Source organism: Pseudoalteromonas translucida KMM 520, from assembly GCF_001465295.1.
Classification (GTDB): domain Bacteria; phylum Pseudomonadota; class Gammaproteobacteria; order Enterobacterales; family Alteromonadaceae; genus Pseudoalteromonas; species Pseudoalteromonas translucida.
In genome coordinates this window covers 1,005,103-1,019,633 of the sequence record NZ_CP011034.1, presented here as the reverse complement: position 1 = coordinate 1,019,633, position 14,531 = coordinate 1,005,103, and the positions used below count along the sequence as shown (strand labels likewise).

At 40.6% G+C, this 14,531-nt stretch carries 12 protein-coding genes; 3 read left to right on the top strand and 9 right to left on the bottom strand.

Features of this window, described 5'->3' with window-relative positions:
- Positions 1–9: 9 nt before the first annotated feature.
- From trmD to ffh, 4 genes are all read right to left on the bottom strand, one after another.
- Complete coding sequence (gene trmD, locus PTRA_RS04770) at positions 10–777, bottom strand: tRNA (guanosine(37)-N1)-methyltransferase TrmD (RefSeq protein WP_011327635.1); 768 nt, start codon at positions 775–777, stop codon at positions 10–12.
- Positions 777–1,313, bottom strand: coding sequence for a ribosome maturation factor RimM (gene rimM, locus PTRA_RS04765; protein ID WP_011327634.1), 537 nt, complete (start codon positions 1,311–1,313; stop codon positions 777–779). Before rimM ends, trmD begins: the two co-directional genes overlap by 1 nt.
- Positions 1,314–1,330: 17 nt before the next feature.
- Positions 1,331–1,579: a 30S ribosomal protein S16 gene (gene rpsP / locus PTRA_RS04760; protein ID WP_011327633.1), complete on the bottom strand. Its 249-nt coding sequence runs from the start codon at positions 1,577–1,579 to the stop codon at positions 1,331–1,333.
- 261 nt (positions 1,580–1,840) lie between these two features.
- Complete coding sequence (ffh, locus tag PTRA_RS04755; RefSeq protein WP_058372890.1) at positions 1,841–3,220, bottom strand: signal recognition particle protein; 1,380 nt, start codon at positions 3,218–3,220, stop codon at positions 1,841–1,843.
- Positions 3,221–3,472: 252 nt separating this feature from the next.
- Here ffh and PTRA_RS04750 point away from each other — a divergent pair, with 252 nt between their 5' ends.
- Both PTRA_RS04750 and PTRA_RS04745 read left to right on the top strand, forming a co-directional pair.
- On the top strand, positions 3,473–4,279 hold the full coding sequence (locus PTRA_RS04750) for a cytochrome C assembly family protein (protein WP_058372889.1): 807 nt from the start codon (positions 3,473–3,475) through the stop codon (positions 4,277–4,279).
- 61 nt (positions 4,280–4,340) lie between these two features.
- Positions 4,341–5,609, top strand: a complete 1,269-nt coding sequence (locus tag PTRA_RS04745) for an HlyC/CorC family transporter (protein ID WP_157756039.1) — start codon at positions 4,341–4,343, stop codon at positions 5,607–5,609.
- Positions 5,610–5,668: 59 nt separating this feature from the next.
- Here PTRA_RS04745 and PTRA_RS04740 read toward each other — a convergent pair whose 3' ends face one another.
- Both PTRA_RS04740 and gshA read right to left on the bottom strand, forming a co-directional pair.
- Positions 5,669–6,280, bottom strand: coding sequence for a transglycosylase SLT domain-containing protein (locus PTRA_RS04740; RefSeq protein ID WP_058372888.1), 612 nt, complete (start codon positions 6,278–6,280; stop codon positions 5,669–5,671).
- Positions 6,281–6,413: 133 nt separating this feature from the next.
- The gene (gene gshA / locus PTRA_RS04735; RefSeq protein ID WP_058374522.1) at positions 6,414–7,991 is read right to left on the bottom strand and encodes a glutamate--cysteine ligase; all 1,578 of its coding nucleotides are present in this window, start codon (positions 7,989–7,991) and stop codon (positions 6,414–6,416) included.
- Between the two features lie 427 nt (positions 7,992–8,418).
- Between gshA and PTRA_RS04730 the strand changes: the two genes are divergently transcribed.
- Positions 8,419–9,966, top strand: coding sequence for a methyl-accepting chemotaxis protein (locus PTRA_RS04730; protein WP_058372887.1), 1,548 nt, complete (start codon positions 8,419–8,421; stop codon positions 9,964–9,966).
- A 61-nt stretch (positions 9,967–10,027) separates the two neighbouring features.
- Here PTRA_RS04730 and clpB read toward each other — a convergent pair whose 3' ends face one another.
- The 3 genes from clpB to rluD form a co-directional block, all read right to left on the bottom strand.
- A complete protein-coding gene (gene clpB, locus PTRA_RS04725) occupies positions 10,028–12,604 on the bottom strand; it encodes an ATP-dependent chaperone ClpB (protein ID WP_058372886.1) in 2,577 nt (858 codons plus the stop codon).
- 97 nt (positions 12,605–12,701) lie between these two features.
- Positions 12,702–13,436 (bottom strand): peptidoglycan editing factor PgeF, encoded by a 735-nt coding sequence (gene pgeF, locus PTRA_RS04720; RefSeq protein WP_058372885.1) that lies wholly within the window; start codon positions 13,434–13,436, stop codon positions 12,702–12,704.
- Positions 13,436–14,413: a 23S rRNA pseudouridine(1911/1915/1917) synthase RluD gene (rluD, locus tag PTRA_RS04715; protein WP_058372884.1), complete on the bottom strand. Its 978-nt coding sequence runs from the start codon at positions 14,411–14,413 to the stop codon at positions 13,436–13,438. The genes pgeF and rluD overlap by 1 nt, the downstream gene beginning before the upstream one ends.
- Positions 14,414–14,531 lie beyond the last annotated feature (118 nt).

Genomic DNA, 14,531 nt, shown 5'->3' with positions numbered 1-14,531 from the left:
AACTGTCTTCTAGCCACAAGCTTTTTGGTACTCTTGCTGAAATTTCGCGAGTAATACCGCTTGCTCCTCAGTCAGAGCTAGGTTATGCAACAAGTCAGGACGGCGTAGCCAAGTTCTGCCTAATGACTGCATAAGCCGCCATTTTGCTATCTCTTGGTGGTTTCCGCTGAGCAATACAGCAGGCACCTGTTTGTCGTCCAATGTTTCTGGCCGTGTATAGTGAGGACAATCTAACAAGCCATCCGAAAATGAGTCTTGTTCTGCTGATTGGTTATGACCTAATACGCCAGGCACTAATCGCGCTACTGCGTCAATTAATGTCATGGCTGGTAGTTCACCACCACTCAAAATAAAATCACCAATTGACCATTCTTCGTCAACGTATGACTCTATTATTCTCTCATCTATACCTTCATAGCGACCGGCAATCAAAATCAGTTTTTTAGAGCTTGCGAGTTCGCTAGCTCCTTGCTGATCTAGTTTGCGCCCTTGTGGGGACATATAAATTACTTTAGCACCATCACCTGCAGCTTTTTTAGCCTCGGCAATCGCTTTTTTTAATGGCTCAACCATCATTAACATACCTGGTCCGCCCCCGTAAGGACGATCGTCCACGGTTCTATGCTTATCTAAAGCGTAGTCTCGCGGATTCCAGCAGTTAAAATCAATTAAGCCACTTTTTACTGCGCGACCGGTAACACCCTGGTCTGTAATAGCGTCAAACATGTCAGGAAAAAGGCTTATCACCCCTACCCATAATGAACTCGTTTGCGTCATTAAAACCCTGGATCCCAGTCTACGGTAATTTCTCTTGCGTCGTGTTTAACTTCGATAATAACTGTATCAGTTAAAAACGGAATTAAACGCTCAGCTTGACCAAATGCATCTTTACTGTTTGCTTTCACAACCAGTACGTCATTTGACCCTGTCTCCATTAGGTCATCAACAATGCCTAAATCGTAACCTTTATCAGTTACAACCGACATGCCAATGAGATCTCGCCAATAAAACTCACCTTGCGGGAGTTCTGGTAATTGCGCTGAATCCATTGAGATTTCTGCGTGGGTATAAGCCACTGCTTCGTCTCGATCGTTTACTTGCGCAAATTTAGCGATAAAGCCTTTGTTGTGGCGACGCCAGTCGACCACTTCTAAGGTCTGCCATTTACCTTGCTGCCCTATCAACCACGGGCTGAAATCGAAGATCCCTGCGGGATCATCAGTAAATGAATGTACCTTAAGCCAGCCCTTTATACCATACGGGGCACCGAGCTTTCCTACGACAATTATTGATGAGGTGTTCTCTTGACTCATGGTTACACTTACGCCTATTAAGCCGCTTTACGAGCGTCTTTTACTAACTTAGCTACGCGATCTGAAAGAGACGCGCCCTGACCTACCCAGTGTTCAACACGTGGTAAATCTAAACGAATTTTTTCTTCTTGACCTGCAGCAATTGGGTTAAAAAAGCCTACTTTCTCGATGAAGCGACCGTCACGCGAGAAACGGCTATCCGCAACCACAATTTGATAGAAAGGGCGTTTTTTAGCGCCACCACGTTGCAAACGAATAGTTACCATACCGTCCTCTATAAAGATTGACTGTTTTCATTAATAAGATTTACTCCCCAGAATGGGGAGCTGGGGAATTGTACGAGTTTTTAGCAACAATGCAAGTAAGAAGTGATGCTAAAAGCCAGATTAGTAGGTTAAAGCGTGATCCCAACTTTAAATTAGCGTTAATAGCGTTTAGCACGCATAATTTATTCAACAAAAAAGGAGCTATTTGCTCCTTTTTATATATTTTATATCGTTACGTTTAAGCTAACGCTAAACTCAACTTTAAAATTTAGGGCCACCGCCACCCATCATGCCCGGCGGTAACATACCTTTCATGCCGCGCATCATTTTGGTCATGCCGCCTTTGCCTTTCATTTTTTTCATCATTTTTTGCATTTGGGTAAACTGTTTTAGCAGTTTATTAATTTCTTGTACTTGCGTACCAGAACCTGCTGCAATGCGTTTTTTACGTGACCCTTTAATGATTTCTGGGCGGGCGCGCTCTTTTTTTGTCATTGAGCTAATGATGGCTTCCATTTGAATAAAGGTTTTATCGCCCATTTGGCCTTTAACGGCATCAGGTAAGTTAGACATGCCTGGCAATTTATCTAGCATCGACATCATGCCGCCCATGCTTTTCATTTGCTTAAGTTGATCCGCAAAGTCATCAAGGGTAAAACCAGCGCCTTTAAATACTTTTTCAGCAACTCTGGCAGCTTGCTCTTTATCTACTTTCATTTCGACTTCTTCGATCAATGAAAGTACATCACCCATGCCTAAAATTCGTGACGCTATACGGTCAGGGTGGAAAGGTTCAAGTGCATCAATGCGCTCACCCACACCCATAAATTTAATTGGCTTACCGGTAATATGACGAATAGATAAAGCAGCACCACCGCGTGCATCACCATCAGTTTTAGTTAATATAACACCGGTTAGCGGCAGTGCTTCATCAAATGCTTTTGCTGTATTTGCCGCATCTTGACCTGTCATTGCATCTACAACAAACAAGGTTTCGATTGGGTTAATTGCTTTATGAAGGTTTTTAATCTCATCCATCATGTCGCTATCAACGTGCAATCGACCTGCAGTATCGACTAATACCACATCAATAAATTTCTTTTTCGCATGAGAAATAGCTGCGGTTGCTATATCAACCGGCTTTTGCGAAATATCACTTGGGAAAAAATCAACACCAACTTCAGCGGCGAGCGTTTCTAGTTGCTTAATTGCTGCAGGGCGGTATACGTCGGCACTTACTACAAGTACTGATTTTTTCTTGCGCTCTTTTAAAAACTTAGCCAGTTTAGCAACACTGGTGGTTTTACCAGCACCTTGCAGACCCGCCATCATAACAACCGCTGGGGGTTGTGCATTTAGGCTTAGCTCTTCGTTGGCTTCACCCATGGCTTTTTCGAGTTCTTCACGTACTATTTTTACAAATACTTGGCCTGGGCTTAAGCTTTTTGTAACTTCAACACCTACCGCACGTTCTTTAACTTGTTTTACAAAATCGCGAACAACGGGCAACGCCACATCGGCTTCTAAAAATGCCATGCGCACTTCACGAAGAGTGTCTTTAATATTCTCTTCTGTTAGGCGGCCACGGCCACTAATGTTTTTTAAGGTTTTACCTAATCGTTCTTGGAGATTCTCAAACATATTACGGTTCCGATAAGACGTTTATACCAACCCAATTAAAGCGCCTTTAACTCTGCGCGCTGTATTAATAGAATTAATATTATTAAATTTCAATTAAAAGCAGTATACCGTAAATGGTGTCTTACAATACAGTGTTCAAGTGCAGCTTGTTGAGTTTCTTTTTTTAAGGTCTATGCATTTGCTTTGCTATAAAATACAATGGCTATATAACAATCATTAATTATTTGACTCAAATTAAGTGGCCCAAGCACAATGCTGATTATTAGCTTAACTATTATTGCCAGTTTATTTTATGTGTTAGCAACGTCTTACGTGCTCTCACGGTTGTTTCATCAACAAGGCCCTAGCCAAAAGCTAACTATTATATTGAGTACTGTGGCTATTTTGGCGCACATGCTGTTGTTAGTAAATTCGGTTTTTAGAGCTGACGGGCAAGATTTAAGTATTGTCAATGTGGCGCTTTTAACCTGTTGGGTTATTGTGATTTCTGTCACTACGGTATCGTTAAAGTTTCCGGCGACCTTATTATTGCCGGTCGTGTACGGCTTTGCTGCACTATTAACTATGGCAAGCTTGTTTATACCACACCATGTTTTACTGCAAAGTATTGATGTTGACGTGGGCTTAGTAACCCATATTTCGTTATCATTACTCGCTTACTGTATTTTAATTATTGCTACTTTATATGGCGTACAATTTTACTTTATTGATAAGCGCTTAAAGCGCAAAGACTTAGCTATTGTACACAGCCATTTACCACCACTAATGGTGGTTGAACGCCAACTGTATCAGTTAGTTAATTTAGGTACTGTATTACTCACTTTGGCACTATTGTCGGGATTTGTGTTTCTCGATGGTATGTTCGCCGCTCAATTTATCCATAAAACGACATTATCGCTTGTTGCATGGTGTATTTTTGCTGTGATCGCGCTTGGCCATATGAAAAAAGGCTGGCGTGGTAAACCTGTGGTTATTGCTATTATGGTTGCTGCTTTTATTCTTACACTGGCTTATTTTGGCAGTCGTTTTATACAAGAAGTTATTCTAAATAAATTTTAACTTGACTCTACTAACTCACTCTAGCCTAATACACGCTAGTTTATAATAAAAGGATCCATCGTTGGACGCCATATCGACCAGTACCTTGTTTATCATTTTAGGTTTTTTGGTACTTTTTTCTGCTTATTTTTCTGGCTCAGAAACCGGAATTATGTCAATCAATCGTATACGCCTGCGACATCTCACCAAAGAGAATCATCGCGCTGCTAAACGTGTCAGTAAATTACTTAGTCGTCCGGATAGGCTCATTGGTTTAATTTTAATCGGTAATAACTTAGTTAATATTGCCGCTGCACAAGTTGCTACTATTATTGGTATTCGTTTGTACGGTGATTTAGGTATTGCTGTAGCAACTGGTGCGTTAACCTTAGTAGTACTTATTTTTGCAGAAATAACCCCAAAAACACTTGCTGCTCTCTACCCTGAAAAAGTTGCTTTCCCAAGTTCTATTGTGCTTAAAGGATTGCTAAAAATCCTTTTCCCATTTGTCGTTGTTATTAACTGGCTAACCAACGGTATATTGCGGTTATTCGGTATTAGTGCGGCACAAATAGATGAGCACAGCATGAGTAAAGAAGAGCTAAAATCAGTGCTTAATGAGTCTGGTGCACTTATTCCTGCGCGCCACCAAAGTATGTTGACCTCTATTTTAGATTTAGAACAAGTAACCGTTGAAGATATTATGATCCCACGTAACGAAATTGTGGCCATAGATATTAACGATGAATGGAAACTTATTAGCCGCCAACTGACTCATGCCCAACATACGCGTGTATTGCTATATAGAGATAACATAGATGACGCGGTGGGCTTTATTCATTCGCGTGATGCGCTTAGATTACTTACAAAAGAGCAATTTGATAAACCATCGTTGCTACGCGCGGTACGTGAAATTTATTTCATTCCTGAAGGTACATCACTAAATACACAGCTATTAAAATTTCAGCAATCTAAAGAGCGTATTGGCTTGGTAGTCGATGAGTACGGCGATATTCAAGGTTTAGTTACCCTAGAGGATATACTTGAAGAAGTGGTAGGCGATTTTACCACCACCCAAACTCGTACGCCAAGCGAAGAAGTAACCACACAAACCGATGGCTCGTGCATTGTAGATGGCGGTGCTAACGTGCGCGATTTAAATAAAGAAATGGGCTGGGAGTTTCCACTCGACGGGCCTAAAACACTCAGTGGCTTAATAGTTGAGTATTTAGAAAACATTCCTGATGCCAATTTAAGTTTGCGTATTGCCGGCTACCCTATTGAAGTACTTGAAGTAAAAGAAAACATGATAAAGCTGGTGAAGATACAGCCGAAAAAACGTAAAAAATAAACTAAAAAAGGAGCCAATTGGCTCCTTTTTTGTAGGCTAAATAAATACAACAGATATTATTAGCCAAAAAACAAGCGCTCTAACCACCCTTTATTTAAATCTGCTTCACAGCGTTTTAACTGCGCACCATAACGGCTCGCACGGTGTTTTACTTTATTAGCAACACCCATTAACCATTTTTTCTTTTTGTAGGTACCGCGCTTGTAACCGCCCCACCCTTCGTGATAATTAAGATATTGACCGTAGGCATCCCATTTAGATACGCCGTTTATTTTATGGGTTTTATAAGCAAACCAGCCCATAAAGTCGATAGCATCATCAAAGTCGTCTCTATCGGCGCCACTATTCTTACTTTCGCGAATATAATCAGACCAGGTCATCGTTTTTGCTTGTGAGTAGCCATACGCAGAGCTTGCTCTACCGGTAGGAATAATCCATAAAAAATACTGCATTGGTGGAGCTGCGTCATGTTTAAACGAGCTTTCTTGGTACATCATACTCATAAGTACGTGCTTGGGAGCGCCCCATTTTTCTTGAGCATCTTTGGCACCAAAGTACCAACTTCTTTTTTCTTCAAAAATCTTACAAATATCATCCGGCTGTTTTGGCGGAGCGGTGGCGCAACCGGCTAAACTAAGCGCTAATGATAAAACAACTACATTTTTTTTCATTTGGTTTATCTCGCTGAACTTTTGCAAAAATCAGTAGTCTGATTTTAACAATGCAGCAGAGCAGCATTGTTTCTTCCCTAAAATAATTACGCAGCTACCTTGAGCTGCGTTTTTTTTGCTTAAAACTAACTATTTATTTAGGATCAAAATAAGCATTTAAAAATGCGGTAAATGATACTGAGTCACTTTGCTCAATAGCACGCTGAGCGTCGTTAGAGCGTGTAACTTGCTCCTCTAACCATTGCTTTGAAAACACTTGATAGTCTGCAGCTTGATGACTTTGCTTATACTTTTCAGCAATTGCTAGCGCATAATGGCCGTTATCTAGCCCAGAAGCTTCTAACTCAGCTACATAACGCCCAGAATATGTAAGTCCTGGGTTATTAATCCAAGTTGCCATGCGCTCAATAGTACTTGAATAGTAACTAACGCCGTAGGCACTATCCATGTATTTTGCCACTTCACTTAATTGCGAAAATATATCTTCACCCCATGATTGAAGGGTACGCGGCTGATTAAAGTAATTAAGTTCAAGGTCTTTTTCTCGTCCTTTATTTACTACTGTATCAAGATTTTCTGTGCTGCGCGTTTGCTCTTCCCAATCCATTGCTGGTGAATCTTTTAATAAACAGTAGGTTAAAAACACATCTAAAAAGTGAAACTGCTCTATATCTATGCCCACTTCACTAAATGGATTAACATCCAATGCACGAATTTCGACATATTCAATACCGGCTCTAAGTAGTGCATCTGTTGGTGTTTCACCATTTTTAGCATTACGTTTAGGGCGAATTGGCGAATAAAATTCGTTTTCTATTTGCAGAATGTTTTTATTTAACTGTTTTGGGTTTTCGCTGGTGTAATCGTCAAGATTGCCGTAAATATCTGAAGGTGTGTTAATTGATTTTTTCAAACCAGCTACGTATTCATCTAACGAGTTATACATTACACGCAGTGATGATTGTGCGCTATTGGTGTAACCTAAGTTACCTAAGCGCAGCGCAGTGCCTACTTCTAAATACAGGGTGCCTTTACCTAGCTTTTTAAACGGTAAATCGGTTTTTCTACCCTGTAAAAACGAGCTACATAACGCAGGAGATGCACCAAATAAATAACTGATCAGCCATAATTCACGTTTAAAATTACGAATAAGCGCTAAGTAACCATCAGATATAAAATCTTCTAAACTAAGCTCGCTATTTTTTAGCGTATGTAATGACTGCCACAATGAATCAGGGAACGAAATATTAAAGTGCACACCAGCAATAGCTTGCATCATACTGCCGTAACGGTTTTTTAGCCCTTCACGGTAAAGTGTTTTCATTTGCCCCACATTTGAACTACCAAATTGCGCAATAACTATGTCGTCTTGATGTTCAATAAAGCACGGCATACTAATAGGCCAAAGTAATTCGTCACCCATTTTTTCTAGGGTAAACTTTTGTAAGTCTTTTAATTGCTGTAGCGTTTGTGTAGACGATTCACTAACTGGGGTAATAAATTCAAGTAACGACTCTGAAAAATCGGTCGTAATTTGGCCATTGGTAAGCGCACTGCCCACCCCTTCTGGGTGTTTTTGTGCAGAGATAACGCCATCACTTTTAATTCTTAGTGACTCACGCTCAATACCACGTTTTATACCGTTAATTGCATGTTTATGCTGCGTTACTGAAAGAGCGTCAAGCGCGTTTGTTAGATCATGTGTTGCCAAAAAATACTTCCTCGAGCCAAGTGGCTTAATCATAAGGTTATGGGGTCTAATTACCTATACTCAAGATAAATACTAAGAAAAAATACTATTTATAGCTCTATTGTATCTGCTTTGCTTTAAACACGCTTTATTTAACGCCATAAACGATAATCTTGCCATTGCTATACAAAATATACAATTGCTTTGCACTATTATTTATCTTATCAAAACAAAAGCTAACTGTACTAAAGTAAATAATTAGCTAACTATTAGCCGTATTAGTCCCATACTGGTATGTTATATATAGCTTATATAACTTTAATCTTGATTTAGATCACAAATATAGGCAATAAATATACCGAGTGACCTTCATAATGGGATTACCCTACTACCGCTTTATATAAGCAAGTATAATAATAAGTATTACAAAGGATGATTAAAGAATAATATGCGTCGTAATCAAAGCTTAACAAATGAAGAAGTGACCTTCGAAGAACAGCAAGAGCTGGTATCAACAACTGACTTACGCGGAGTGATTACTTATGCTAATCAAGCGTTTTGTACTATAGCAGGGTATGATATAGCAGAACTTATGGGTAAGAACCATAGTATAGTGCGCCACCCTGACATGCCAAAAGCTGCATTTAAAGAAATGTGGGAAACATTAAAGCAAGGCCACTCTTGGCGCGGCGCAGTTAAAAACCGTTGTAAAGATGGCCGCTATTACTGGGTTGATGCATTTGTAACCCCTATTTTTGAGCACAGCCAATTAATTGGTTATCAATCTGTAAGAACCAAATTAAGCCCAGAGCTAAAACGCCGTGCAGAACTATTTTACAATAAAGTAAATGCTAAAAAATCATTCTTTAATTGGCGCGAGCGCACAAGCTTAAGACAAAGCCTAAGTGTATTTGCTTTATTATGTTGGTTAGTTGCAACTGCTATATGGGCTTCATTTGCTATTGCACTAATTAGCTTAGTGGTTTGCTTAGTTATACTTGCTTTAAATTATGATGAGCTAATAACAACGCCAAGAATATTGAATCAGCAAAAACAACAAGCCGACTCTATATCTCGTTATATATATAGTGGCCGACACCCTCACAGTATTAGTGATTACAGAGAGCAAATGCTGAACGCTAAATTACGCACTGTACTAGGGCGTATGAAAGACTCGACCTTAAGCTTTAATGATATTGCTTTAAATTTAGATCAACAATCAACGCTTACAGAGCAAGGTATTTCATCGCAAGGCTCGCAGCTTGAGCAAATAGCATCTGCAATGGCGCAAATGAGCTCGACTATAGGTGAAATATCAAGTAACACCTGCACCACTGCCGATAAAGTAAGTGTTACTTATCAAAGTTGCTCCGATATAAAAGTACACATTGCCGATAATAATGCCATGGTTTCTGATTTAGCCGTTCAGGTAGAGCAAGCAGCAACAACGGCTAATAGCCTAGCTTCAGAAGCCGATAAAATTGGCCAAGTAATGAGTGAAATAGAAGGTATTGCCGAGCAAACTAACTTACTTGCGCTAAATGCTGCAATAGAGGCTGCAAGAGCAGGGGAACATGGCCGTGGTTTTGCTGTAGTTGCTGATGAAGTAAGAGCGCTTTCATCAAGAACACAAAATGCCACTGCGCAAATTCACAGCTCAATAAAGGAAATTCAAGACACCCTGTTTAGCTGGTCAAAAATAATGCAAAATACGAAACAACAAGCCGACAGCTGTGTAAATACTACAACGCAAACACAGCAAGAGCTTGATAGCATTTTCACTCAAATTAGCGAAATAGCGCAACTTGCTACTGGCATTTCGGCTGCTGCAGAAGAGCAACAAGTAGTGAGCCACGATATAGGTACTAATGTGGAGCAGATTAAAAACTTAGGTGATGATAATTTAAACTTAAGCTTTAATGTTGCCAGAGGCGCCGCTGAGTTAGTTGAAGGTTCAAGAAAGATCAACGACTTACTGCTTACTTTTAAAATTTAATTATAAACTCTAATAAAAAAGCCGCTATGTTAGCGGCTTTTTCGTTTTTACTTTATAACGCTTAACGGCTTGAAAACACTAAACCGTCGTCATTTGCATCAATTACAACAACACTGCCTGGCATATAATCACCATTGAGTAACTTTTGTGCTAATGGATTTTCAATCGTTTGTTGAATAGCTCGTTTTAACGGACGCGCACCATAAACCGGATCAAAGCCACTTGCAGCAATACGATCTAAAGCAGCGTCGCTTATTTCGAGTAAATAACCCATTTGCGTTAAACGCTCTCGTAATTTAATCAACTGAATGTCAGCAATTTCTTTAATGTGCTCGTTAGCCAGTGGGTGGAAAACAACGGTTTCATCAATACGGTTAATAAACTCAGGTCTAAACTCATTGATTAAAACATTCATCACTTTTTCTTTCAAAGTAACGTAATCGTTATTACCCGCTTGCTCTTGAATTATATCTGAGCCTAAGTTTGAGGTCATGATGATAACGGTATTTTTAAAATCAACCGTGCGTCCTTGACCGTCGGTTAAACGTCCATCATCTAAAACCTGTAGCAAAATATTAAACACATCTGGGTGGGCTTTCTCTATTTCGTCCAATAAAATAACTGAGTAAGGTTTACGACGAACGGCTTCGGTTAAATACCCGCCCTCTTCGTAGCCAACATACCCAGGAGGCGCACCGACTAGACGTGCCACTGAATGTTTTTCCATAAACTCAGACATATCAATACGCACCATGGCACTTTCGGTATCGAACATATATCCGGCGAGTGCTTTGGTTAGTTCTGTTTTACCAACCCCGGTTGGGCCTAAAAACAAAAACGAGCCAATTGGGCGGTTAGGATCGGCAAGCCCCGCACGTGAGCGACGAATCGCATTAGCCACCGCTACAACCGCTTCATCTTGTCCAATTACTTTTTCATGCAGCTTTTCTTCCATCTGCAATAGTTTTTCTCGCTCACCTTGTAGCATCCGTGATACTGGAATACCGGTCCAACGCGAGAGTATTTCGGCTATTTCATCTTCGCCCACTTGGTTTTTTAACAAAGTCATTTCTTGCATTTCTGCTTGCGATGCTAAATCAAGTTTACGCTCAAGCTCTGGTATGCGGCCGTATTGTAGCTCCGACATACGCTGTAAATCGCTGGCTCTTCGAGCTACATCTAAATCAAGTCGTGCTTGTTCTAGCTCAGCTTTAATAACCTGAGTGCCTTGTAAAGATGCTTTTTCGGCAGTCCATATCTCATCAAGTTCATTGTACTCACCTTCAAGATCGGTGATCAGCTCTTGCATTTCTGTACGGCGCTTTAAACTTGCTTCGTCTTTTTCTTTAGCAAGTGCGTTATCTTCTAGTTTTAATTGAATAATACGACGTTCTAACTTATCTAACGACTCTGGTTTTGAATCAATTTGTAGACGAATAGAAGAGCCCGCTTCATCTATTAGGTCAATCGCTTTATCGGGTAATTGACGGTCACTAATATAACGATGCGACAATTGCGCAGCAGCAACGATAGCAGGATCGGTAATTTCTACAGAGTGATGTAGCTCGTAACGCTCTTTTAGGCCACGTAATATAGCAATCGTGTCCTCAACCGAAGGTTCCTCTACCAATACTTTTTGAAAGCGACGCTCAAGGGCGGCGTCTTTTTCAATGTATTTACGATATTCATCAAGGGTGGTTGCACCTACGCAATGTAATTCGCCACGGGCAAGCGCCGGTTTTAGCATATTGCCTGCATCCATTGCGCCATCACTTTTACCTGCGCCTACAATAGTGTGTATTTCATCAATAAATAAAATCACTTGGCCTTCTTCTTTAGCCAGTTCATTTAATACTGATTTTAATCGCTCTTCAAATTCGCCACGATATTTAGCACCGGCCACCAGCGCGCCTAAATCAAGCGAAAGTACCCGCTTGTTTTTTAATCCCTCGGGTACTTCACCATTAATAATACGCTGTGCTAAACCCTCGGCAATCGCGGTTTTACCTACACCTGGTTCACCTATTAATACTGGGTTGTTTTTAGTTCGGCGTTGTAAAACTTGAATTGTTCGGCGAATTTCATCATCTCGACCTATAACCGGATCAAGCTTACCTTGCTCTGCACGTTCGGTTAAATCTATGGTGTATTTTTCAAGTGCTTGGCGTGTTTCTTCGGCATTTGGATCATCTACCTTTTGCCCACCACGCACTGCATTAATGGCCGTTTCAATTTTGTCGGAGGTGATATTTAAGGTTTTAAAAATATTACCCAGCGGGCCTTTATCGTCGCAGGCTGCTAATACAAACAGTTCGCTAGAAATATATTTATCTTTACGCTTTTGCGCATACTTATCGCATAAGTTGATCAAGGATATAGTGTTGTTCGATAGCTGCACATCGCCGCCTACGCCTTCCACTTTAAATAGTTTTTCTATTTCTTGGGATAGCTTAGTATTAAGCTCGTCAGCACTAACACCTGCTTGCGCTAATAACGCGCGCACGCTTGAGCCGCTTTGCTTTAACAAAGCATACATTAAGTGTACCGGCTCAATAAATTGATGATCACGGCCAAGGGCTAAAGATTGCGCATCAGAAAGCGCAGACTGAAATTTACTGGTAAATCTATCTAAACGCATTGGGGTTACCTATTAATAAAACTCATTGCTTAAATAATGGGTATGTTAGGGGGGTTGTTCAAGGTGTTGCAGAAAATATAATCATTATATTGATAAATTAGTTGCGCCAGATCAAGCTTGCCATACGTCCGGTTTGGCCGTCGCGTCGGTACGAAAAAAACTGTTCAGTTTGAGAAACCGTACAGTGCTCACCACCGGTAATATTTATAATCCCTAATTGACGCAATTGAATACGTGCAAGGTGATAAATATCGGCAAGGTACTTTTGGTTTGCACACGCTTTAAACGCTTTGGCAAACAAAGGGTTTTGGGCGTTAAACAATGCAAACACCTCGCTACCTACCTCAAATTTATCAGGCCCTATTGCGGGACCTAACCAGGCACTTATTTCACTTTTTTTGGCATTAAAGCAGTTTAGCGTATTTTTAATTACACCTTGCTCTAATCCACGCCAACCAGCATGTATGGCAGCTACTTCTTTGCCATCGTTACTGGCAAGTAAAATAGGCAAGCAATCGGCGGTCATTATTGCCAAAGGCTGAGCAACTAGTTGTGTATATAGTGCATCTCCTTGATGGTGAGCGGTAAATTTAAATTGCCCATCAATAATGAGTACATCGCTACTATGAACTTGATCTATCCATACAGCACTATTTGGTAAATGCTTATCCAACAAAGCACGATTTTTTAATACCTGTTGTTTATTATCACCAACATGCAGCCCTAAATTTAAACTCTTAAATGGCGCTTCTGAAACACCGCCTACACGTGTGGTACTTAATGTACTCACACCTGTTATAGGGACTTGCCATGCTGCTGATAAAAACTGCATTATCTATCTATGTCTGGATTAGCTTTTGTGTCTTCACGCAGTGCCAGTGTCATAGCAACCATGTCATCTGGAATAGGTGCTTGCCAGGTCATCATTTCACCCGTAATTGGGTGCGCAATACTTAACTTAACCGCATGTAATGCTTGGCGTTTAAAGCTACGCAGTAACTCAAACAACTCTGGCGTTGCTCCTTTAGGTGGACGCGGACGGCCGCCATAAGACTGATCACCAATAAGCGGGTGATTTAAATAAGCCATATGCACACGTATTTGGTGAGTACGACCGGTTTCAAGGCGTAAACGTAAACGTGTATGAGCACGAAACTTTTCAGCAACACGGTAATGCGTAATCGCTGGCTTACCCTGTTCATGTACATCCATATGCGTACGTTGCGTTGCATGGCGGCCAATAGGCTTTTCAACCATACCACCAGCGGTCATTGTGCCATTGCAAAGCGCTTCGTATTCACGCGTGAAATTTTCACGTTTTTGCAGTGCGGTTACTAAATGCGTTTGTGCCGGAATAGTTTTAGCTACTACCATAAGGCCAGTAGTGTCTTTATCTAATCGGTGCACAATGCCCGCGCGAGGTACATTAATAATTTCTGGGTGGTAATGTAGCAATGCATTTAGCACTGTGCCATCTGGATTACCTGCACCAGGATGAACTACCAACCCCATAGGTTTATTAATTACCAAAATATCATCGTCTTCATAAACAATGTTTAATTTGATATCTTGCGCTATGTATTCGCGAGGTGCTTCAATGGTTGTTTCAACATTAAGTACTTCACCACCAAGCAGTTTAGTGCGCGGTGTGTTGAATATTTCGCCATCAACGGTGATTTTATCATCCAAAATCCACGTTTTTATCCTTGATCGTGAATAATCAGGGAACAATTGTGCTAATACTTGGTCTAGACGTTTACCACCTAAATCGGTTGGAACGTCGGCTTGAAGAGAAATTTGCTCTGACATTAGTAATTTTACCCAATTTACCAGTGCAAGCTTTGCTCGACTGGGTTAGAATCGCTTTTAATAAAAGCATAATATAATACGCATAGTTTACTCGGTTTTACCGACTTGGCCTAGCCGT